Below are 21,089 nucleotides of genomic sequence, written 5' to 3'. Positions count from 1 at the left end.
AGGGGTTTTGTTTTGGGCGGTCTGAAAACGGGGAGAGAGCTGTTGGCCGTAAAAAAGATCCAGCCTGGTTAAAAGCCTCGCTCCCTGATCAACTCAATCAGTGCCCTTAACCCGGCCGGCACATGGCGCCTACCTGGGTAATAGAGGCGCAAGCAGTCAAAAGACGGCGTCCATTCCTCTAGTACGCGCACTAACGTCCCGTTCGCTAAATCGGCAGCGGCATTCCATTCCGTAAGATAGGTCAAGCCTAGTCCCGCCCTGGCAGCCTCAAGCATCAGAGTCGGATTATCCAGGGTCAAAACCCCTTGCACCTCGACAGCAAGCGCTTCGCCATGTCGCTCAAACTCCCAATGATAGATCGCCCCGCTGGGCATCCGGCTGCGAATACACTGATGGGCCCGCAGATCCATGGGGCTGACGGGAACTGGGTTGAGAGCAAAATAGTCCGGGCTGCCCAATACCGAAAAACGCTGGGCCGGACTGATATCGACTGCGATCATGTCTTGAGGAACCGTACCCCCGAGCCGAATCCCCGCATCAAACCCCTGCGCGACGATATCCACCAGCCGCCCCTCAGTGACGATATCCAATTTCATCCGTGGATAACGTCGCAGATACTCCAGCAGCAACGGCATCACCTGCTTTGCCGCCCCCGCCGAGGTATTCAGGCGCAAGGTACCGCTGGGTTCCGCGCTGCGATTTCCTGCCTGTTCCAAGGCCGTGCGAATGCTCAACAGTGCAGGGGTAATGGTTTCGACAAACTCCGCGCCCACTTCAGATAACGACACGCTGCGCGTGGTGCGATTGAACAGCCTCACCCCCATCCGCGCTTCAAGCCCCGCGATAGAGTGGCTCAACGCCGATGTCGACACATTCAACTCGGTCGCCGCTGCACGAAAACTGCGATGCCGAGCCACTGCCAGCACCGCTTCCAACTCATTCAACCCGGATGTATTCATTGTCCTGAATCGCTCATCAACTCATGCCGATTTGTACGGCTTATCAGCTTAATCATAGTGACTTACCGTAGGACGCACTAGCTCAGCGTCCCGGAGGACCTATGCAATACATCAACCAGATTTACATCAACGGCGCCTTTGTGACGCCCTATGGCGAAGATCTTTTTGAGCTGTTCAACCCTGCAACAGGCCAGCGTATCGGCCAGGTTCGATTGGCAAATGAACAAGACGCCCTGGATGCCATCGCTGCCGCCAAGGGAGCTTTTACCGCGTTCTCCCACAGCTCTAAAGATGTGCGCATCGACTATCTCAAACGCCTTCACGCCGCAGTTGAATCCATTGAGGACGCACTTACCGACGCGATTATCGAGGAGTACGGCGCCCCAATATCCCGTGCGCGGTGGATGGCCAAGCATGCAGCCAGCGTCCTGCAAGATGCCGCTTCAGTACTGGAGAGCTACAACTTCTCCCGACGCATTGGCATCGCCGAGGTGGTCATGCAGCCGCTGGGTGTGGCCGGCTTGATCACACCCTGGAACAGCAACGCCGGTTTTATCTGCGGCAAGCTCGCTGCGGCGTTGGCCGCCGGCTGTACCGCCGTGATCAAACCCAGTGAAATGAGCGCAATCCAGACCTCGCTAGTCACCCGCGCCCTGCATGACGCAGGCTTGCCTCCTGGTGTATTCAACATCGTCACTGGCCGTGGCGAAACCGTAGGCGCCGTGTTGAGCGCCCATCCCGACATCGCAAAAGTGTCCTTCACCGGTTCAACCGCTGTCGGCAAAACAATCCTGCGGACCGGCGCCGAGACCCTGAAGCGCGTGACCCTAGAGCTGGGCGGCAAATCACCGGTGCTGATTCTCGATGATGCGGACCTCAAGACGGCCGTGCCCATGGCCCTTCAGGCCGGTTTCATGAACAGCGGCCAGGCCTGTATCGCCGGCACTCGAATCCTGGTACCCGAAAGTCGTTTGGAAGAAATCGAAGCGCTGATGATCGACGAGGTGGGCAACGTGCAAGCCGGCGACCCTCGTGACCCAGCCACTGCGGTCGGCCCCATGGTCAGCCAAAAACAGTGGGAGCGCGTACAGCGCTACATTCAGATCGGGATCGAGGAGGGCGCCCACCTATTGGCAGGAGGTCGCGGTTTGCCTGAGGGCATCAAAGCCGGGTGGTTCGTAAAACCAACCGTATTCAGCCGGGTGACCAACCAAATGGCCATCGCCCGCGAGGAGATTTTCGGCCCAGTGCTCTCGATCATTACCTACGCAACCGAGGAAGAGGCCCTGACCATCGCCAACGACACACCCTACGGCCTCCAGGCATACATCCTGTCTTCAAATCCCGAACGCGCCCGCAGGCTGGCCAGCCGTATAGACGCTGGCCGAGTGCTGATCAATACCCTGGCCCATGAACCTCTAGCGCCGTTTGGTGGCTTCAAGCAATCGGGTATCGGCCGCGAGTACGGCACATTCGGCCTCGAAGCCTTCCTGGAGCCCAAGTCGATCCTGAGCTGATCGTCAGCATAAAAACGCATGAATAAGGTCAACGGCTCAAACCAAAGTGCATGAACAGGCTCCATTAGCACACCGTTCAGGGAAATCGATGCAAAGTGTTTCTGCATTTTTGGTATGGTGCAGCACATTTTCACAAGGACTGATTTTTCCTCCGCAGGAAGCGGCGTCGACCTTATTCAACGAGATGCTGTAGAAATGCCTGAACCAATACCGATCAAGGATCACGAAAAAGAAAACCGCCTGGTCAACAAGCGGCTGCTGGCCTGCGCGCTGCTGGTAATCGGCATTACCTGCGCCCTGGTAGGTCGGATGTACTTCCTGCAGGTGGTGCAGTACGACTACCACTCCACCATTTCCGAAAACAATCGCGTCCACGTCCTGCCGATCACACCGACCCGCGGCCTGATCTATGACCGCAACGGCGTAGTACTTGCCGACAACCGTCCCAGCTACAACCTGACCATCACCCGCGAGCGCACCACCGATCTCAAAGGAGAGCTGGACGCTATCGTCAGCCTCCTGCATTTGCCCGCCGAGGACCGTGGCGTATTTGATAAGGCGCTCAAGCAAGCCCGTCATCCCTTCGTGCCCGTCACCCTGTTCTACGAGCTGACCGAAGAGCAGATCGCCGTGCTGGCCGTCAACGAATTCCGCCTGCCGGGCGTGGATGTCGAGCCGCAATTCGTCCGCCATTATCCGCTGGGTGCGCACTTTGCCCACTCCATTGGCTACGTAGGCCGGATCAACGAAAAAGAATCCAAAGCCCTCGACTCAGTGGAGTACCGGGGCACCCAGTCCATTGGTAAAACCGGGATCGAGCGTTTCTACGAGTCCGAGTTGCATGGCCACGTCGGCTATGAAGAAGTTGAAACCAACGCCCAGGGCCGCGTCCTGCGGGTGCTCAAGCACACCGACCCGATCCCCGGCAAAAACATCGTGCTGAGCCTGGACGTCAAACTCCAGGAAGCCGCCGAAGAAGCCCTCGGCGACCGCCGTGGTTCGGTGGTTGCTCTCGACCCGGCAACCGGCGAAGTGCTGGCGATGGTCAGCAAGCCAAGTTTCGACCCGAACCTGTTTGTCACCGGCATCAGCTTCAAGGAATACGCCGCGCTGCACGACTCCCTCGACCGTCCGCTGTTCAACCGCGTGCTGCGCGGGCTCTACGCGCCGGGTTCGACGATCAAGCCGGAAGTCGCCATCGCTGGCCTCGACAGCGGCGTGGTTACCGCCCAGACCCGGGTGTTCGACCCGGGCTATTACCAACTCCCGGATTTCGACCACAAATACCGCAACTGGAACCACAGCGGCGATGGTTGGGTGGACATGGACGCAGCGATCATGCGCTCCAACGACACCTACTTCTACGACCTGGCCCACAAGCTGGGTATCGACCGCCTGCACGACTACCTGGCCGAGTTCGGCCTTGGCCAGAAAGTCTCCCTCGACATGTTCGAGGAGTCAGCCGGCCTGATGCCGTCCCAAGCCTGGAAGCGCGCTACCCGGCGCCAGCCGTGGTTCCCGGGTGAAACCGTGATCCTCGGCATCGGCCAGGGTTACATGCAGGTCACCCCGTTGCAGCTGGCCCAGGCCACTGCGCTGATCGCCAACAAGGGCGTGTGGAACCGACCGCACCTGGCCAAGACCATCAATGGCGTGCCGCCGGTGGATGAAAACCCGATGCCCAACGTGGTGCTCAAAGACCCGCGCGACTGGGAGCAGGTCAACCACGGCATGCAATTGGTAATGCACGATCCACGCGGTATCGCCCGGGCGGCTGCAGCCGGTGCGCAGTACCGGATTGCTGGCAAGTCTGGTACTGCGCAGGTAGTGGCGATCAAGCAGGGCGAGCGTTACAACCGTCTCAAGACCCTGGAGCGCAACCGCGACAACGCCTTGTTCGTCGGCTTTGCCCCGGCGGAGCACCCGCGGATCGTGATTTCGGTGATGATCGAAAACGGCGAGGCTGGTGGCCGAGTGGCGGGGCCGGTGGTGCGCCAGATCATGGACGCCTGGCTGCTCGATCAGGAAGGCCACTTGAAGCCGCAATACGCGACCCCCAGCAAGGCACCGGGTGATCCCCACGTTTGACGCCACAAGGGCATGACACCGTCATGCCCTATCCCTTTTCAAAGGTTGCGCATTGGTCGATGTCGCCTACTGTCAATACAGGAGGTGTCTCATGCACGAATCAAATGAAATCAGACGTAAAGTCCTGCTCAACGCTCCACGCCAACGGGTCTGGGAAGCACTGACCGACGCCGAGCAATTCGGCAGCTGGTTTGGCATCGCCCTCAAGGGCAAACAGTTTGCCCAGGGCCGGGCCATTGAAGCCCCGATCACCTATCCCGGTTACGAGCACGTGGTGTGGAAGGCAAGGATCGAGCGGCTTGAACCACAGACACGGTTCTCTTTCAGCTGGCATCCCTACGCCGTAGACAAGGATGTGGATTACGACGCGGAAACCCCAACGCTGGTGGAGTTCACCCTCGAGGATCACGCCGAAGGCATCTTGTTGCGGGTGGTGGAGTCAGGTTTTGACGGGATCCCGGACGTTCGCCGCCAGAAGGCCTACAAGAAGAACTCCCGAGGCTGGGATGATCAGATGAACAACATCGAAGACTATCTGGCGAAATCCCATCAGCCGTGAGCTGATGGGGCGCCGCATTCATCAGCCTTCGTGGGCGGTGCTGATTTCCAGGGTATCGGTGTAGGTCACCAACACGCTTTGGCCGACCTTGAGGTCTTTGAGGCCGGCGCGAATTTCCGGTTTCTCCACGGTCAGCACTTTGCTCTGGCCCGCCGGGTTTTCCAGGGTTACCTGGTTTTTCGCCAGGTCAATGTGGGTGATCTTCAACTGCACCTGTACCTGGCGGAAGGCCGCACCGCCCGGGTTCGGGTTATCCGCGGTGGCGCGCAAGACGCCAGTCTTCTCGGTGGCGTCCGGTGCGCTCTTGTCGATGTCGGTGTCCAGCACGGCGGCGACCGAATGGGTCACCAGCACCTTGACCTGATCACCTACCTTGAGATTGCCCAGGTCCTTGGCCTGGTCGCTGAGCTGCACATGCACCTTGCGGCCTTCGGCACCTTCGAGCACCACCTGATGGTTGGCGGCATCCACCTCCAGCACCTTGGTGGTCACCTCATCGGCTTCCAGCGACTTGGACAGCGGGATATCGGCAGCATGTGCCGTCAGGGCACCAGCAGACAGCAGGGTTGCCAGGGCAATTGCCTGGCGAAGAGGGCGCAATACATTCATTGAGTGGACTTCCATGTGAGAGGAGCCTTGAGTCTAGTGGCGCGTTCGCGATTCGCAAATTCGCCACTGAGACGGAACGGCTACTTGATCACCACCGGATTCACCGGTGCGCCACTGCCCCCGACAATCTTCAGCGGGGCGGCGGTGTAGAGGAATTTCCACTGGCCGTCGTCCGCACAATCGGCGGCCAGTTCCTCCAGCAACACGATTTCGGTGAAGGCGATCCCCAGGTTGCGCATCAGCGCGCAATGCAGCGGAATCTGCACCCCGGACACCGGGTCGGTGATCACTTCGTTGGCGATGGTGTCGGTCACCAGGTTGGGGATTTCCATCTCGTGGAACCACTCCACAAGCTCCCGGCTGTAGGTCAGCCCCGGCTCCATCAGGTCCTTGAAGAACTCGGTCTTGCCCAGCTCATAAAACGCCCCCATGGACCCGGTGCGGATGATCAGGATGTCACGTTTTTCAATGGTCACGCCCTGGGCTTTGGCGGCGTCGAGCAGGTCCAGGTGGTTGAAGGTTTCGCCCCGGCCCAGGCACTTCTTGCCGCGATGGCGGGCCATGTCGATCAGCACCGCACGGCCCACCACGCCGCGTTCGGCAATCGCCAGCACGCTGGCCTTGGCCATGCCGCCAACGGTGGTCTGGGCGTCGTAGCCGTTCCACAGTTGATTGTCGTACCAGGCGTGGCCGAGGGCGTCGTACTGGGTCGAGCCTTGCAGCTGCATGAAGATCACGTCATCGGAATACGCCGCACCACCGGTCATGTGCGGCTGTTTGCCGAAGTGGTAATGGCTGTGGTCGAGGGTGTTGAAGCGCATCGACGGGTTGCGCGCCGGCCACATCGGGTCGCCGTCGGGGTGGCCGATCTGCACTTGCAGGGTAAAGGTCTTGCCCTGGCGCACCGAGGCCACGCCCCGCAGTACTTCGGCTTCAGTCAGGTAATTGAGGGCGCCGACTTCGTCGTCCGGGCCCCATTTACCCCAGTTCTTTGGCAGGCCTTCAAGCAATTCGCGGGTGTTCGGCTCGTTCTTATTATGAAGATCACACATAGCAATTCCGGTCCCTGTGAGAGTGAGTTACACGCAGCGCCCGCCATCGACTTCAAGGCAAGTGCCGGTGATGAACGCCGCTTCGTCCGACGCCAGGTACAGGCAGGCGTTGGCCACATCTTGCGGGGTGGAAAAGCGCCCCAGGGGAATGGTCGCCATGAATTTCTGGCGGTTTTCCGGGGTGTCCGGCACGCCCATGAATTCGCTGAGCAACGCCGTGGCACCCACTACCGGGTTCACGCAGTTGACGCGGATATTGTCCGGCCCCAGCTCCGCCGCCATGGTCTTGCTCATGACCACCACTGCGCCCTTGCTGCCGTTATACCAGACCAGTCCCGGACGCGGGCGGATCGCCGCCGTCGAGGCAATATTGACGAACACGCCGCCGCCCTGGCCGCGAAAATGCGGCACAAAATGCTTGGCGCTCAAGAAGATGCTTTTGACGTTGACCGCAAACACCCGGTCGAACTCGGCTTCGTCGACTTCCAGCATCGGCCGGTTGCGGTGGGTGGTACCGGCGTTGTTGATGACGATATCGAGGCCGCCGAACTGCTCCAAAGTGCCACGCAGCAGGGCGCCCATGCTTTCATCGTTGGCCACGTTGACCTCGATGAAATGCGCATGGCCGCCGCTTTCGGCGATTTCATTGACCACCCGCTGACCGCCGACGGCGTTCATGTCGGCGACGATGACCTTGGCGCCCTGGCGCGCGAAAGTCTTGGCGATGCCCTCGCCAAACCCCGAACCGGCGCCGGTGACGATCGCGACTTTATTGGCTAAACGCATGGTGTGTTCTCCGTTCTTGTTGTTGTGAGGAATCAACCGTGTTTGATCGCAATGGTCTTCAAGGTGGTAAAGCCCAGCAGCGCCTCGAAGCCTTTTTCCCGTCCATACCCGCTGGCCTTCACGCCGCCGAATGGCAATTCAACGCCGCCACCGGCGCCATAGTTATTGATGAACACCTGGCCACAACGCAGGGTGCGCGCCAGGCGCATTTGCCGCGCGCCATCGCGGGTCCACACGCCGGCCACCAGGCCGAACTCGGTGCCGTTGGCCAGGCGAATCGCTTCGGCTTCATCATCGAAGGGCATCACGGCCAGCACCGGGCCGAACACTTCCTGTTGCGCCAGGCGACTGTCAGGCGGCACATCGCGAAACAGCACCGCCTCCTGGAAATACCCGCCGCTGCCGGCCTCGGCCACCACCGTTCCGCGCGCGGCGACGGTGATCCCTTCCCGTTCGGCTTGACGAATAAACTCGCGCACCAGGCGTAGCTGCTTCTGATTGATCAGCGGGCCCATGTCCAGGTCCAGCGCCGAAGGCCCGGCGCGCAGTTCGCTGAAACGTTGGCTGAGGCGTGCGAGCAGGGTTTCGTAAATGCTGCGTTCCACCAGCAAACGGCTGCCGGCGGAGCAGGTTTGCCCGCAGTTCTGAATGATGGCGTTGACCAGCACCGGCAACGCTTCATCCAGGTCGGCATCGGCGAACACCAGTTGCGGCGACTTGCCGCCCAACTCCAGGGTGACCGGGCAGTGGCGTTCGGCAGCGGCTTTCGACACGGCAGTACCGGTGGCGGTGGAGCCGGTGAACGAAATGTGATCGATGCCCGGGTGTGCACACAACGCCGCGCCGGCTTCGTAGCCGTAACCGGTGACTACGTTGATCGCGCCGGCTGGAAAACCAACCTCGGCAGCGATTTCCGCCAGGCGCAGCAACGACAGGCTGGCATCTTCCGCTGGCTTGACCACGCACACATTGCCCGCCGCCAACGAGGCGCCGACGCTGCGCCCGAAAATCTGCATCGGGTAATTCCACGGGATGATATGCCCGGTCACCCCGTGGGGTTCGCGCACCGTCAACACCGTGTAGCCGGCCTGGTACGGCAGGGTTTCGCCGTGCAGTTTGTCGGCGGCACCCGCGTAGTATTCGAAATAGCGGGCAAGGGCGGTGGCATCGGCGCGGGCGACTTTCAGCGCCTTGCCGGTGTCCCGCGCCTCGATCTGCGCCAGCTCTTCATGATGTTCCAGCACTGCCACGCCAAGCTTGGCCAGCAAACGGCTGCGCTCCACGGCCGACAACCGGCCCCACGGGCCGTCGAAGGTTTCGCCGAGTGCCAGGCGCGCCGCGCTGATCGCCGCCTCGATATCGGCGGCCGTGCCACGGGCGATGCTCGAATAGGTATCGCCGGTGCTGGGGTCGATCACCGGAATGTCTTCCAGCGAGGTCGACGCCAGCCATTGGTTGGCGATGTAATGTGCGTTGGTCATGTTCAGCTCCTGTTCCCGGCGACGCATTCGGCGATGGCGCGACCCACTTCGACAGTGCTGGCGCTGCCGCCCATTTCCCGGGTGCGCGGGCCTTCGGCAAGCACCGTTTCGATGGCGGACACGATGGCTGCCGCCGCTTCCTGGTAAAGCGGATCACCGTCGCTCAGGTGCTCGATCATCAGCGCGGCCGACCAGATCTGCCCGATGGGATTGGCGACACCGAGCCCGGCAATATCCGGCGCGGAACCGTGCACCGGCTCGAACAGCGACGGGTAGCGCCGCTCGGGATTGAGGTTGGCCGACGGCGCGATGCCGATGGTGCCGGTGCACGCCGGGCCGAGGTCGGAAAGGATGTCGCCGAACAGGTTGGAGGCCACCACCACATCGAACCAGTCGGGATGCTGCACGAAGTGCGCGCACAGAATGTCGATGTGGAACTTGGCGGTCTTCACGTCCGGGTAGCGCCGGGCAATTTCGTTAACCCGCTCGTCCCAGAACGGCATGGTGATCGAGATACCATTGGATTTGGTCGCCGCCACCAGGTTTTTCCGCGGCCGCTGTTGCGCCAGTTTGAAGGCGTAGTCCACCACGCGGTCCACGCCTTCGCGGGAGAAGATCGACTCCTGCACTGCGATTTCCCGCGCCGTGCCTTCCCACATGCGGCCGCCAACGCTGGAGTATTCGCCCTCGGTATTTTCCCGCACCACGATAAAGTCGATGTCCCCCGGCACGCGGCCGGCCAGCGGGCAGGGCACGCCGGGCATCAGGCGCACCGGGCGGATATTCACGTATTGATCGAACTGGCGGCGGATCTTCAGCAGCGACTCCCACACCGCAGTGTGGTCGGCAATGATGTCGGGCGCACCCACCGCGCCGAAGAAGATCGCGTCATGGCTGCCGATCTGTTCGGCCCAGTCGTCGGGCATCATCGTGCCGTGGGCCAGGTAGTGTTCGCTGCACCAGGCAAAGTGGTCGAAGTGAAAGTGAATACCGAAGCGCCGGCTGACAGCGTCCAGTACCCGCAGGCCTTCGGGCACCACTTCGCGGCCGATGCCGTCGCCGGGAATCACGGCGATGCGGTGGGTGGGGCGGGTGTGGGATTGGGACACGCCGTGTCTCCTGTCTTGTTTTTATAGGAAGGTCTGGCGGGGGCATTCTTGGCACAGCTGTGACAACAGTGGAATTGCTAATTGTGGAATCGGCCTTCGCAAAATTCGAAGGCCAAAGGTTTACGCAGGGTTGGCACTCAAGTAGTCGAACAGTGCCAGGCTCGTCAGCGACGGCTGTTCCTTGCGCATGCACAGGTACATCTGCCGGTCGGCCCAGCTGTCGTCGATTTCGATAAAGCGCAAGGCCATCTCCTTGCGGAAGATCTGCACTGCACCCTGTGGCAACACGCCCACACCCTGGCCGGCGGCGATCAAGCGGCACACTGCTTCGAAACTGCGCACCTGCATCCGCAACCGCAACGGCATGCCAATCGCAGCGGCGGCTTCGGTAATCAGCGGCGTGATGGCGGCGTTGTCCTCCAGCCCGACGAAGTCATAGCCGAGCAAATCCTCGAAGCGCGCATGGCGCATTTTCAACGGATGATCATGGGGCACGATCAGGCACAGGCGGTCCTGGCAGTAGGGCTCGAACCGCAGCTCTTCGCTGGGGCGGGTGGTGACGATACCGACATCCGCCACGCCCTCGCGCACGGCCTGGAGGATCTCCCGGCTGCGCTCCTCGCGAATATCCAGGCGGATGCCCGGGTGCAAGGTGTTCCACTGGGTCAGTTGGCGCGGCAGTTCCTGGCTCATCGCCGAACTGTTGGCGTACAGGCAAACCCGGCCGGTGGCGCCCTTGGCGTAATCGGCGAGATCGGCGTGCATGCCGTCCACGGCCCGCAGGATCGATTGTGCATGCTGGGCCAATACTTCCCCGGCTGCCGTCGGTGAAACGCCGGTGGAGGTGCGGGTCAGCAGGGCGACCTTGAAGTGCTGCTCCAGCAGCGACAGGCGTCGGCTGGCGGCAGAGAGGGAGAGATGGGATTGCTCGGCCGCCCGGGACAGGTTGCCCAGCTTGACTGCCTTGAGGAACAGCTCGATGGAAGTGAGGTCGGGGGACATGCCGGGGTCCTTGTGCGCAGTGGTTGGGAAACTACGCAGTTGGCGTTCGGCTGTCCAATGTCCGGCAAACAACCTGGGTGAAAGCAGATCTGCTTTCTGTAGGAGCTGGCTTGCCTGCGATAGCATCACCGAGGTGCATCTGACACACCGAGGTGCCTGCATCGCAGGCAAGCCAGCGCCCACATTGACAGGGGTTAGAAGTCGATACTGGCCGACAGCTTGGCCACGCGCGGGTCACCTTGGGTCAGGTAGCCGCCGAGTGCCGATTCCCAGTACTTGGTATTGGCGACGTTCTCCACAGTGGCGCCGAGGGTGACGTCTCGCTGGTCCACCTTGAAGGTGTAGCGGGCGCCCACGTCGAAGCGGTTCCAGGCGGGCAGGCTGAGGTTGTTGGCCGCGTCGGCATATTGGCCGCCGGTGCGCAGCATCCGTCCGTTGACTGTCACGCCTTGCAGGCCTGGAACATCCCAGTCCACGCCGGCATTCAGTTGGAAGGTCGGTACGCCGATGGCGCGGTTGCCGTCGTTGGCGCCGTTCTGGGTGCCGTGGACTTCGGTGTGGATGATGGTTGCGCCGCCCAGCAGGCGCAGGCCGGCGATCGGTTCACCGAACACGTTGAGCTCAACGCCTTTGTTGACTTGCTCGCCCTGGCGAACATAGGTGGCGCTCAAGCCGTCGGCGCTGAGTTGTGAGTAACCGTCAGTTGGTTGCTCGATGCGATACACACCCAGGGTTGCGCCATAGGTACCCATGTCGAGCTTGACCCCGGCTTCGGTCTGTTTCGAGCGCGCCGGGGCATAGGCCTGGCCGGCATTGGTGATGGGCGCGGTGCCGGCGTTCTGAGGTGCGGTCGGGCCCTGGGCCAAGCCTTCGATATGGTTGGCATAGAACGACACGTGGTCCCACGGCTTGAACACCAAGCCGTACACCGGTGTGGTGATCGACTTGTCGTAATTGGCGTTACGTGGGCCCGACCCGTAGGCATACCCTTGGACCACCAGTTCCTGGCGGCGCAACCCGGCGGTCACCAGCAAGCGATCATCCATAAAGCCCAGGGTGTCCGAGACCGCTGCACTGCGGGCGAAGGTCTTGGCGGTGATGCCCGGATCGTTCAGGTCGCCGCCGACGAAACTGCCCTTGACCGGTTCGGCAACGTCCACCGGGTTATAGATATTGCTGGCGTGGCCGTTGAGGTCGAAGTCATAGGCGTTGCGCGTCTGGGCCCAGATCCCGGTCAACCCGAAGTTCAGTTTGTGGCTGACAGCGCCGGTCTGGAACTTGCCATTCAAGCCCGCCATCAGGCTGGTGTTGTCTTCCTGGTGGGCGATGCGCGAGCCGCTGACGGTGGCATTGCCCAGGGTGTCATTCAACGTGACCGAGGAGTAACGGCCAATCTCGTTGGTGTGCTTGGCGCCGCCCGCGATGTAGGCGGTCCAGTTGTCATTCAGGTCGTACTCGGCGCGCAACATGCCGAAAGTGTCTTCCAGGCTGCTGGTGCCCCAGCTCGGCGCGTAGTTGGTGTCGGCCGAAGGCGCGTTGGGGATATGGGTCAGGTTCTGGCCGAGCAACACGGTGTTGCGCCCGCCATTGATCTGCTGTTTCGAGTAGACAAAGTCTCCCGACAAACGCAGCGCATCACCGCGATAGTCCAGGCCAACCGCAAACAGCTTCGAACGCTGGCTCTCGTCATCGATCCCGGTGTCGCCTTCGCGCTGGGAAATATTCACCCGTGCGCCAAAACGATTGTCCTCGCCAAAACGTTGCCCGATATCCAGGTGCTCGCCGACCCGGCCATCGCTGCTGATGTCGGTGCTGAAACGCCGCAACGGCACATCATCGGCGCGCTTGGGTTGCAGGTTCACACCGCCGCCAATCCCGGAACCGCCGGGCGTCACGCCATTGATAAAGGCGTTGGGGCCCTTGAACACTTCAACCCGCTCCAGGGCGTCGGTGGACATGATCTGGCGCGGCAGGATGCCGTACAGACCGTTGAACGAAATGTCATCGCCGTTCAGCGGCAGGCCACGGATCACAAAGGCCTGGGCCTGGTTCGCGTACCCCGACGCCTGGCGCACGGACGAATCGTTGAGCAGCACATCGCCGACGTTCTCGGCCTGCTGGTCACGGATCAATTTTTCGGTGTAGGAAGACATGCTGAAGGGCACGTCCATGATGTCCTGGTTGCCCAGCACCCCCAGTTGCCCGCCGCGGGCGACCTGGCCGCCGGCGTACACCGGGGGCAGGGCGTTGGGCGTGGCCGCGTCGGCGCTGATGGTGGTAGCGCCCAGTTCCAGAGCCTTGCCGTCCTGACTGTTGTTCGCATCCTGCGGGGTTTCTGGAGTGGCGGCGTGAGCGGCGAGGCTCAGGGAGCAGCAAAGGGCGAGCAGGGTAGGGCGAAACGGCACAGCCAAACGGGTGGAAGTGGGCATGGTCGATCCTGACGGCGAACCGTCAATGTGAGGAAAAGGGCAACAACGTTGCGCGTCCTCGCTGCGCGGATACGACTCCGGTGCGAATGATAGTAATTGTCATTAATGTTCTGCAACAAGTTTGTGAGATTACTCTCTCCGTATACGTAGGCCATTTCGGTTAAATCGCCGCGCCGTGGCACAGGCCGAGTAGAATCACGCCCTGAAAGTGATTCTTGAGGTGTGGCAAGGTGGATTTACAGCAGGGGTTTGTCCTGACCCGGCATTGGCGCGACACCCCGGCGGGCACGGAGGTCAGCTTTTGGCTGGCTACCGATCAAGGCCCCAGGTTCGTGCGCTTGCCGGTGCAGACCTCCGTGATGTTCATCCCGCAAGCCCATCGCAAGCCCGCCGAGCTGCAGCTCAAGGGCGAGCGCGGTATCGAGTTGCGTGACCTGGCGCTCTGCGACTTCCACCATCGCCCGGTGCTGGGCCTCTACACCCAACAGCATCGCCAATTGATGGACCTGGAAAAGCGCCTGCGTCGAGCCGGCATCGACGTCTACGAAGGCGATGTGCGCCCGCCCGATCGCTACATGATGGAGCGCTTCATCACCGCGCCGGTGTTGTTCGGCGGCAAAGCGGGCGAGGGCGGCATGCTGGTGGAGGCGCAGATGAAACCCGCGCCGGATTATCGCCCGCCCCTCAAGCTGGTGTCGCTGGACATCGAGACCACCGCCCAGGGCGACCTGTATTCCATCGCCCTGGAAGGTTGCGGCGAGCGCCAGGTGTACATGCTCGGCCCGCCCAACAACACCGATGCGGTGGACTTCAAGCTCGACTATTGCGACACCCGCGCCGAACTCCTCGAACGCCTGAATGTGTGGCTCGCCACCCATGACCCCGACGCGATCATCGGCTGGAACCTGGTGCAGTTCGACCTGCGCGTGCTGCACGAACATGCGCAACGCCTGAACGTGCCGCTGCTGCTGGGCCGTGGCGGCGATGCCATGGGCTGGCGCGAGCACGGCAGCCGCAATCACTACTTCGCGGCAGCGGCCGGGCGGTTGATCATCGATGGCATCGAAGCCTTGCGCTCGGCCACCTGGAGTTTCGAATCCTTCAGCCTGGAAAACGTCGCCCAGACCTTGCTCGGCGAAGGTAAATCGATCTCCACGCCGTACCAGCGCATGGACGAAATCAACCGCATGTTCGCCGAGGACAAGCCCGCGCTGGCACGCTACAACCTCAAGGACTGCGAGCTGGTCACGCGGATTTTCGAGAAGACCGAGCTGCTGAAATTCCTCCTCGAACGAGCCAGCGTCACCGGCTTGCCGGCAGACCGCAACGGCGGTTCGGTGGCAGCGTTCACGCACCTGTACATGCCGCTGATGCACCGCCAGGGTTTCGTCGCGCCGAACCTGGGAGACAAACCACCCCAGGCCAGCCCCGGCGGGTTTGTCATGGATTCGCGCCCGGGCCTCTACGAGTCGGTGCTGGTGCTTGACTACAAAAGTCTCTACCCGTCGATCATTCGCAGCTTTCTGATCGACCCGGTGGGCCTGATCGAAGGCCTGCGTCACCCCGAAGACAGCGAGTCGGTGGAAGGCTTTCGCGGTGCGCGGTTTTCCCGCACCCGGCATTGCCTGCCGTCGATTGTCGCGCGGGTTTCCGAGGGCCGCGAAGTGGCCAAGCGCGAACACAACGCGCCGCTGTCCCAAGCGCTGAAGATCATCATGAACGCCTTCTACGGCGTACTCGGATCCAGTGGTTGCCGCTTCTTCGACACGCGACTGGCATCGTCCATCACCCTGCGCGGCCACCAGATCATGCGCCAGACCCGCGAGCTGGTCGAAGCCCGGGGTTATGAGGTGATCTACGGCGATACCGACTCGACTTTTGTCTGGCTCGGCAGCCCCCATTCCCAGGAAGACGCGACGCGCATCGGCCTGGACCTGGTGCAGCACGTCAACACCTGGTGGCGCGAGCGCCTGCAGAATGAGTTCGGCCTGCAAAGCGCCCTGGAACTGCAATACGAAACCCACTTCAGCCGCTTCCTGATGCCGACCATTCGTGGTGCGGAAGAAGGCAGCAAAAAGCGCTACGCCGGGCTGGTCACCCGTGCCGACGGCAGCGAAGAAATGGTCTACAAGGGCCTGGAAACCGTACGCAGCGACTGGTCGCCCCTGGCCCGGCAATTTCAGCAGGAACTCTACCAGCGCATCTTCCACCGCCAGCCCCACCAGGATTATGTGCGCGACTACGTACGTCGCACCTTGAGCGGTGAGCTCGACGACCTGCTGATCTACCGCAAGCGCCTGCGCCGGCAACTGGGCGACTACGAGCGCAACGTACCGCCCCACGTGCGCGCCGCGCGGCTGGCCGACGAATACAACGACCGCCAGGGTCGCCCGCGCCAGTACCAGAACGGTGGCTGGATCAGCTACGTGATCAGCGTCAACGGCCCCGAGCCGCTGGAAGTGCGCCAGGCACCGATCGACTACGACCACTACGTCACCCGGCAACTGCAACCGGTGGCGGACGCGATCCTGCCGTTTGTAAACGATGACTTCGGCACCCTGGTGGGCGGCCAGATGGGCTTGTTCTGAAACGGCTTGCCTTGAGGTGGCGAGAGCCTGCAATCTTGGCCACTGACGACCACCAGACAGCGCAGCCCTCCCATGACTGAAATCACCCTGACCGGCACCACGGTCGAACTCCGGCCCCTGCAACGCGAACACGCCACCGCCCTGGTACAGGCTGCTGCCGACGGGCAGTTGTGGAACCTCAAGGTGACCAACGTGCCGGGGCCCGACACCGTCGAAAAGTACGTGGACATTGCCCTGGCCGGGCGTGAGGCGGGCACCGTGATGCCGTTTGTCATCGTGCGCCGCGACACCGGTGAAGTGGTGGGCAGCACCCGGTTCTGGAAGGTCGACCGGGTCAACCGCAAGCTGGAGATCGGCCACACGTTTATCAGCCAGTCGGTGCAGAAGTCCGGGGTCAACACCGAGGCCAAGCTGTTGCTGCTGACCCACGCGTTTGAAGTGATGGAGTGTGTGCGGGTGCAGTTCACCACCGATGAACTCAACGAAAAATCCCGGGCCGCGATCCTGCGCCTCGGCGCGGTACAGGAAGGGATCGTGCGCCACGAGCGCATCATGCCCGATGGCCGCAAGCGCAACTCGGTGCGCTTCAGCATCATTGATCCGGAATGGCCACAGGTGAAGGCGGGGTTGCAAGCCAGGCTGGCTCGCTAGGGCTTATGGCTCAGCTCTTCCACCAACTCATCCATCCGGTCGGCAATTTTCGGCGTGGTCGACAGCACAAAGCCTTTTTGCGTGCCCACATAGGTCTCGACGATGTACAGCGTGTCGCCCACATCCAGCCCCAGTTCCTGCAAGGCTTCGTCTGGCAGGCGGATGGCGCCGTCGCCGTCCCAGTCTTCGATCGTGACGCGTTTGCTGTGCATGATGGCTTCCCGTTGAACGAATGAACGGCCTAGCCTAACACCTCAATCCACTGCCAGGAGGCTTGGCACTGTGTACACCCTTTACGGAACCCCCGGCACCGGCTCGTGCATCATCGAAATTGCCCTGCAGCGTTGCGGTGTCGAGTGGTGCCAGGTCGACGCCTGCTCCTGGAAAGACCGCGTGGGCAACGAGGCGTTGGCGCGGATCAACCCGCTCAAGCAAATCCCTACCCTGCAACTGCCCAATGGCAGCGTGTTGACGGAAAGCGCGGCGATCCTGATTCACCTGGGCCTGCAGTTTCCCGCCTCAGGGCTGCTGCCCGAGGAGCCCGCCCAAGTCATTCGCGGCCTGGTGTACATCGCCGCCAACTGTTACTCGGCGATTGGCATCATCGACTATCCGGAACGCTGGACCGACAGCCCCGATGCGCAGCAGCATGAACAGCTGATCAGCGGCACCCGTCGCCGCCTGCATGGGGCCTGGGAAGTGTTTGCCGATCAATTTGCCGAGCAACTGTTCACCCCGGCGCAGGTTCCGAATGCACTGGCGATCATGGCTGCGGCGGTGTCGCGTTGGGCAGGCGGGCGGGACGCGCTGCAACAGTCGCGGCCTGAGTTTGCCCGGGTGCTGGCGCAGGTGGATGCCCACCCAAACGTAGCGCCGGTATTTGCCCGGCATTGGCCGTCGTGAGCATCCGCAATCAAAAGAAACAATGAGGCGTAAGGTGGCTAAACGCCTTGCGTCGCGGGCGTCCTGACCTACGCTTTCTGAAGTTGTTGTAGGAATCATCCTTGAATTTGACTGTCGCAGACATGAAACTCAAGAACCCTGCATGGAATTCAAAGGAGGTGTGCATGCTCATCCGGTCGCTGACCCTGGCTACCCTGATGGCTTTTACGGGGCCGCTGTTGGCCGCGGATGATCTCAATCCGCTCAAGCAGGACCTGGGCAAGTCCCGTCCGTTGGTGGTGGTGGAGCTCGACTCCGGCAACCCGACGTTGGCCACCCTCAAGAAACAGCTGGACGAGCCTGCCAACAAGCAGTCCTTTGAAGAGCGCAACATGGTGCTGTACACCGTGTCCTTTGGCAGCATCGGCGCTGAAGGCGAGAAGTTCGCCAAGGACGCGAAGGACAACAAGAAGCTCGCACCGCCGGAAACCAACGCGCTGATCCGCGCACTCAAGCTGGGCGCCGGCAGTGGTACCAAGGTGATTCTGGTGGGCAAGGACGGCGAGAAAAAACTCGAGAAGACCGTGCCACCCGACACCCTCAACCTGGCGGATTTCTTCAGCGCAATTGATCAGATGCCCCAGGCTGAAAAGGACCTTGCCGCGCCGGCCGAACCTGAGCCCGCTGCCCCTGCAGCAGGCAAGCCTGGAGCCAAGGCCGGCAAGAACTCCAAGCATCCAGCGCCACAACCGGCACTGGATGATTGAGCGTTTTTCTGTAGGCGCTGGCTTGCCTGCGATAGCATCACCTCGGTAATTCAGGCACACCGCGGTGATGCCATCGCAGCCTCGCTAAAGCTCGACAGCTCCCACATCACGCCTCAAGCTCCAGGCTTTTCACCGGCCACCGCCGGTGCCTTGCGCACCGGGAACGGGAAGTAGAAAAACCGCAGGAAGGCCACCCGCTTGATCACCTCGCCGATCATCAACGGCACCACCACCGCCACCACCAGCCCGATAAACGCCGCCGCCACATCCGGCAGGCCCAGGTGCTGCAGCAGGGCGATGGTCTTGTGCTGGATCTCGCCATGGAAAATCAACAGGATCAGTGTCGACTGGCCGATGTAGGTCATGGCGCGGGTCAGTACCGCAGACGTCATCATCAACCCGGCCAGCGCCCAGCAGATGTACACACCGATCACCGCCAGTGCACTGGTCCACAGCCAATGGTCATAGCGCCGTTGAGCCAGGTCCATGGTGTCCCAGGTCGGGATGAAAATCGCGAAGTACACCACCAGCGCCACCACCATGCTCAGCAGTGAGCTCTGGTGTTTGCGCAGCACGTCCCGCAGCAGATAACCGAGGATGAAATAGGTACTGCTGATCAACGTGACATCCAGGCTGAAGGGCAGCCCCGGCATCGTCCAGGTCTGGCCGCCGACGGTGATCGGTACCTGCCAGAACCAGTCCAGGGTCCAGACCCCCAGCAGCAACTGCACGCCCACCACCACGCAACTCCACACCAGGGACAGGCCCAGGCGTTGCATCAGCCGCAGCATCACCCAGGCAAACAGTATCGCCGCCCAGAAGTGTGGCAAGAACCACAAGGCCTGCCAGGGCAGGGTATCCACCGAGGCGTACAGCACGCCGCCAATGTCGGGCAGCAGCGGTTGGCCGCGCAGGATGTCGCGCACCAATACGTACACCAGCATCGTGGTGAAGAACGGCTTGAGCAGGGCATCGGCCTTGCGCACCGCCATTTCAACGAACGGCTGCTCGGGCTTGAAGAACACCCCGGAGAGGAAAAAGAACAGCGGCAGGATGAAGACCGCGAGTATCGGGTACAGCAGGTTCGGGGAATGCTCCACGAACCAGCCATGCCCGAACACGATGATCAGGATGCCAATGCCCTTGGCAATATCCATTTGAATCCAGCGTTTTTTCACCTGACTGCTCCCACTCTATAAATCTGCCTTGCGCCACGGCTTGAGCCACAGGCCCATGCCCAGCAACACCACGGCCCCCGCCAGGGTGCTCAACCCCAGCTGAAGCCAAATACCTTGAACCCGAAACAACACCAACGCCGCCAAGCCCATCACCAGCCCACTCAGCAACCAGTGCCCCTTCCAGGGCAGGGCGCCGAGCAAGGCCTGGCGTTGCATCAGCAGCAACGCCGTGCACAGCACGCCGGCGAGGGCGGCCAGCGGGATACCCGCCAGGCCAAACACAAACGGCAGCACACCCAGCAGCAACACGTTCACCAGGCTGCCCAGCAACTCGCAGCGCAGCGGTTGGCGGGTGTCGCCGGCGGCGTAGGCATAACGCGCCAACAGGGCGTTCCAGGCGCCGAACACCAGCGGCACGGCAAACCAGGCCAGCAACAGCGGCAACGGCGAATCCACCGACTGCTTGGGCAGCAGCAACGCCACCAGGCTCGGCGCCGCCGCCACCAGGCCGACGCCTGCGGGCAGGGTCAGCAGGCTGGCGGTTTCCAGGCCGCGCTTGAGCAGGGCCAGGCGCTCGTCGCCCTGGCGCCGGCTCATCATGCCCAGCAGCACCTGGTTGAGGCTCATCAGGGCAATCAACGGCAAGTTCATCAGCTTGCGGGCCAGGTTGACCCAGGTCACCGCACCTTCACCCAGCAAGGACGCCACCAGCCGTTCAATCAGCGCCAAACCCTGGCTGGCACCGTTGCTTAAAAGCAGCGGGCCTATGCGAGCGCCCAGCTCGCGCAATTCCAATGTCGAAGCCCGCAGCCGCCACGGCCGCCAGCCCAGGCGCAGCATCGACGGCAACAGCGCCAGGGGCATCAGCAGGCTGCCGGTGAGGCAGGCCAACGCCAGCGAGTGCGGTTGCGTGGCGGTACCGGCGAGGGCGAGGTAGGTCACCGGCGGCAGGTTGAACAGCAACGAACCGAGCCCCGCGACCACAAAGCGCTCGCTGGCCTGCAGCGGAATACTGAACAGCGCATGCAGCATCAGCCCCGGCACACTCCAGGCGAGAATCTGCAAGTTGCTGCTGGCGAGGCTGGTGGCCGTCGCCGCCAGCCCCGGGCCGAGCAGCTGCACCAGCCATGGCGCCAGCAACGTCAGCAGCAGGCTGGTCACCAGGGCGATCAGCAACAGCGCCGGGAACAACACCGCCAGCCAGTCCAGGCGCTCGCCGTCCTTGCGTTGCAGGTACAGCGGCAGGGCGGCGGCACTCAGCACACCGCCGGCCAGGGACATGCGTAACGCTTCGGGCAAGAACAGCGCGATCAGGAACGCATCGCTGCGCTCGCCCGCACCCCACGCCGCCACCAGCAACCACTCACGGGCAAACCCGAGGCACAACCCCAGCAAGGTTGCCAGGGTCAACCAGAACGCCGATCCGAGCATG

Annotated in this window: 18 protein-coding genes; 7 read left to right on the top strand and 11 right to left on the bottom strand. The window is 62.1% G+C overall.

The genetic code is table 11. The features are described from left to right. Nucleotides 1-68: 68 nt before the first annotated feature. Entirely contained in the window at nucleotides 69-959 is an 891-nt protein-coding gene (locus tag HX807_RS12675; protein ID WP_008434591.1) for a LysR family transcriptional regulator, read from the bottom strand. 101 nt (nucleotides 960-1,060) lie between these two features. On the opposite strand from HX807_RS12675, the gene HX807_RS12670 reads away from it, so the two are divergent. The 3 genes from HX807_RS12670 to HX807_RS12660 all read left to right on the top strand — a co-directional run bounded on the left by HX807_RS12670 (nucleotide 1,061) and on the right by HX807_RS12660 (nucleotide 5,123). After that, nucleotides 1,061-2,476 (top strand): aldehyde dehydrogenase family protein, encoded by a 1,416-nt coding sequence (locus tag HX807_RS12670; protein WP_177050155.1) that lies wholly within the window; start codon nucleotides 1,061-1,063, stop codon nucleotides 2,474-2,476. A gap of 195 nt (nucleotides 2,477-2,671) precedes the next feature. Continuing rightward, nucleotides 2,672-4,564: a penicillin-binding protein 2 gene (mrdA, locus tag HX807_RS12665; protein ID WP_134327049.1), complete on the top strand. Its 1,893-nt coding sequence runs from the start codon at nucleotides 2,672-2,674 to the stop codon at nucleotides 4,562-4,564. A gap of 91 nt (nucleotides 4,565-4,655) precedes the next feature. Continuing rightward, entirely contained in the window at nucleotides 4,656-5,123 is a 468-nt protein-coding gene (locus HX807_RS12660; protein ID WP_177050153.1) for an SRPBCC family protein, read from the top strand. A gap of 21 nt (nucleotides 5,124-5,144) precedes the next feature. Here HX807_RS12660 and HX807_RS12655 read toward each other — a convergent pair whose 3' ends face one another. From HX807_RS12655 to HX807_RS12625, 7 genes are all read right to left on the bottom strand, one after another. Beyond that, nucleotides 5,145-5,732: a hypothetical protein gene (locus tag HX807_RS12655; RefSeq protein WP_003208246.1), complete on the bottom strand. Its 588-nt coding sequence runs from the start codon at nucleotides 5,730-5,732 to the stop codon at nucleotides 5,145-5,147. Between the two features lie 80 nt (nucleotides 5,733-5,812). Further along, entirely contained in the window at nucleotides 5,813-6,784 is a 972-nt protein-coding gene (locus HX807_RS12650; protein ID WP_087695324.1) for a cyclase family protein, read from the bottom strand. 27 nt (nucleotides 6,785-6,811) lie between these two features. Continuing rightward, nucleotides 6,812-7,570, bottom strand: a complete 759-nt coding sequence (locus HX807_RS12645) for an SDR family oxidoreductase (RefSeq protein WP_008434578.1) — start codon at nucleotides 7,568-7,570, stop codon at nucleotides 6,812-6,814. Between the two features lie 32 nt (nucleotides 7,571-7,602). Beyond that, nucleotides 7,603-9,051 (bottom strand): aldehyde dehydrogenase family protein, encoded by a 1,449-nt coding sequence (locus tag HX807_RS12640; RefSeq protein WP_177050151.1) that lies wholly within the window; start codon nucleotides 9,049-9,051, stop codon nucleotides 7,603-7,605. A 2-nt stretch (nucleotides 9,052-9,053) separates the two neighbouring features. Then, nucleotides 9,054-10,160 carry a tartrate dehydrogenase gene (locus HX807_RS12635; RefSeq protein WP_008434576.1) on the bottom strand — a complete coding sequence of 369 codons (1,107 nt, stop codon included), beginning with the start codon at nucleotides 10,158-10,160 and terminating at the stop codon, nucleotides 9,054-9,056. A 120-nt stretch (nucleotides 10,161-10,280) separates the two neighbouring features. After that, nucleotides 10,281-11,162, bottom strand: a complete 882-nt coding sequence (locus HX807_RS12630; RefSeq protein ID WP_177029326.1) for a LysR family transcriptional regulator — start codon at nucleotides 11,160-11,162, stop codon at nucleotides 10,281-10,283. Nucleotides 11,163-11,356: 194 nt separating this feature from the next. Further along, nucleotides 11,357-13,591 (bottom strand): TonB-dependent siderophore receptor, encoded by a 2,235-nt coding sequence (locus HX807_RS12625; RefSeq protein WP_102369592.1) that lies wholly within the window; start codon nucleotides 13,589-13,591, stop codon nucleotides 11,357-11,359. A gap of 230 nt (nucleotides 13,592-13,821) precedes the next feature. Between HX807_RS12625 and HX807_RS12620 the strand changes: the two genes are divergently transcribed. Together HX807_RS12620 and HX807_RS12615 are read left to right on the top strand one after the other, a co-directional pair. Beyond that, on the top strand, nucleotides 13,822-16,179 hold the full coding sequence (locus HX807_RS12620; protein ID WP_102369591.1) for a DNA polymerase II: 2,358 nt from the start codon (nucleotides 13,822-13,824) through the stop codon (nucleotides 16,177-16,179). 72 nt (nucleotides 16,180-16,251) lie between these two features. After that, a complete protein-coding gene (locus HX807_RS12615) occupies nucleotides 16,252-16,830 on the top strand; it encodes a GNAT family N-acetyltransferase (RefSeq protein WP_008434573.1) in 579 nt (192 codons plus the stop codon). On the opposite strand, the gene HX807_RS12610 is transcribed toward HX807_RS12615, so the two are convergent. Then, complete coding sequence (locus tag HX807_RS12610; RefSeq protein WP_003208231.1) at nucleotides 16,827-17,042, bottom strand: AbrB/MazE/SpoVT family DNA-binding domain-containing protein; 216 nt, start codon at nucleotides 17,040-17,042, stop codon at nucleotides 16,827-16,829. The two genes, HX807_RS12615 and HX807_RS12610, sit on opposite strands and share 4 nt — an antisense overlap. Before the next feature lie 70 nt (nucleotides 17,043-17,112). Between HX807_RS12610 and HX807_RS12605 the strand changes: the two genes are divergently transcribed. Both HX807_RS12605 and HX807_RS12600 read left to right on the top strand, forming a co-directional pair. Then, complete coding sequence (locus tag HX807_RS12605; RefSeq protein ID WP_177050149.1) at nucleotides 17,113-17,733, top strand: glutathione S-transferase; 621 nt, start codon at nucleotides 17,113-17,115, stop codon at nucleotides 17,731-17,733. Nucleotides 17,734-17,897: 164 nt separating this feature from the next. Continuing rightward, nucleotides 17,898-18,479 carry a DUF4174 domain-containing protein gene (locus tag HX807_RS12600; RefSeq protein ID WP_177050147.1) on the top strand — a complete coding sequence of 194 codons (582 nt, stop codon included), beginning with the start codon at nucleotides 17,898-17,900 and terminating at the stop codon, nucleotides 18,477-18,479. Between the two features lie 113 nt (nucleotides 18,480-18,592). Here HX807_RS12600 and HX807_RS12595 read toward each other — a convergent pair whose 3' ends face one another. Both HX807_RS12595 and murJ read right to left on the bottom strand, forming a co-directional pair. Then, the gene (locus HX807_RS12595) at nucleotides 18,593-19,657 is read right to left on the bottom strand and encodes an acyltransferase family protein (protein ID WP_166742176.1); all 1,065 of its coding nucleotides are present in this window, start codon (nucleotides 19,655-19,657) and stop codon (nucleotides 18,593-18,595) included. A gap of 15 nt (nucleotides 19,658-19,672) precedes the next feature. After that, nucleotides 19,673-21,088: a murein biosynthesis integral membrane protein MurJ gene (gene murJ / locus HX807_RS12590; RefSeq protein ID WP_003208222.1), complete on the bottom strand. Its 1,416-nt coding sequence runs from the start codon at nucleotides 21,086-21,088 to the stop codon at nucleotides 19,673-19,675. Between the last annotated feature and the right edge of the window lies 1 nt (nucleotide 21,089).

This window comes from Pseudomonas sp. D8002 (genome assembly GCF_013385695.1).
In the GTDB taxonomy this organism is placed as follows: Bacteria; Pseudomonadota; Gammaproteobacteria; order Pseudomonadales; family Pseudomonadaceae; genus Aquipseudomonas.
This window is presented reverse-complemented; position numbering and strand designations above follow the sequence as displayed.

Coding starts and splice junctions, on each gene's coding strand:
- HX807_RS12625 (WP_102369592.1), bottom strand. CDS start 13,591: ATGCCCACTTCCACCCGTTTGGCTGTGCCGTTTCGCCCTACCCTGCTC.
- HX807_RS12660 (WP_177050153.1), top strand. CDS start 4,656: ATGCACGAATCAAATGAAATCAGACGTAAAGTCCTGCTCAACGCTCCA.
- HX807_RS12670 (WP_177050155.1), top strand. CDS start 1,061: ATGCAATACATCAACCAGATTTACATCAACGGCGCCTTTGTGACGCCC.
- HX807_RS12655 (WP_003208246.1), bottom strand. CDS start 5,732: ATGAATGTATTGCGCCCTCTTCGCCAGGCAATTGCCCTGGCAACCCTG.
- HX807_RS12630 (WP_177029326.1), bottom strand. CDS start 11,162: ATGTCCCCCGACCTCACTTCCATCGAGCTGTTCCTCAAGGCAGTCAAG.
- HX807_RS12610 (WP_003208231.1), bottom strand. CDS start 17,042: ATGCACAGCAAACGCGTCACGATCGAAGACTGGGACGGCGACGGCGCC.
- HX807_RS12615 (WP_008434573.1), top strand. CDS start 16,252: ATGACTGAAATCACCCTGACCGGCACCACGGTCGAACTCCGGCCCCTG.
- HX807_RS12600 (WP_177050147.1), top strand. CDS start 17,898: ATGCTCATCCGGTCGCTGACCCTGGCTACCCTGATGGCTTTTACGGGG.
- HX807_RS12650 (WP_087695324.1), bottom strand. CDS start 6,784: ATGTGTGATCTTCATAATAAGAACGAGCCGAACACCCGCGAATTGCTT.
- HX807_RS12640 (WP_177050151.1), bottom strand. CDS start 9,051: ATGACCAACGCACATTACATCGCCAACCAATGGCTGGCGTCGACCTCG.
- murJ (WP_003208222.1), bottom strand. CDS start 21,088: ATGCTCGGATCGGCGTTCTGGTTGACCCTGGCAACCTTGCTGGGGTTG.
- HX807_RS12675 (WP_008434591.1), bottom strand. CDS start 959: ATGAATACATCCGGGTTGAATGAGTTGGAAGCGGTGCTGGCAGTGGCT.
- HX807_RS12645 (WP_008434578.1), bottom strand. CDS start 7,570: ATGCGTTTAGCCAATAAAGTCGCGATCGTCACCGGCGCCGGTTCGGGG.
- mrdA (WP_134327049.1), top strand. CDS start 2,672: ATGCCTGAACCAATACCGATCAAGGATCACGAAAAAGAAAACCGCCTG.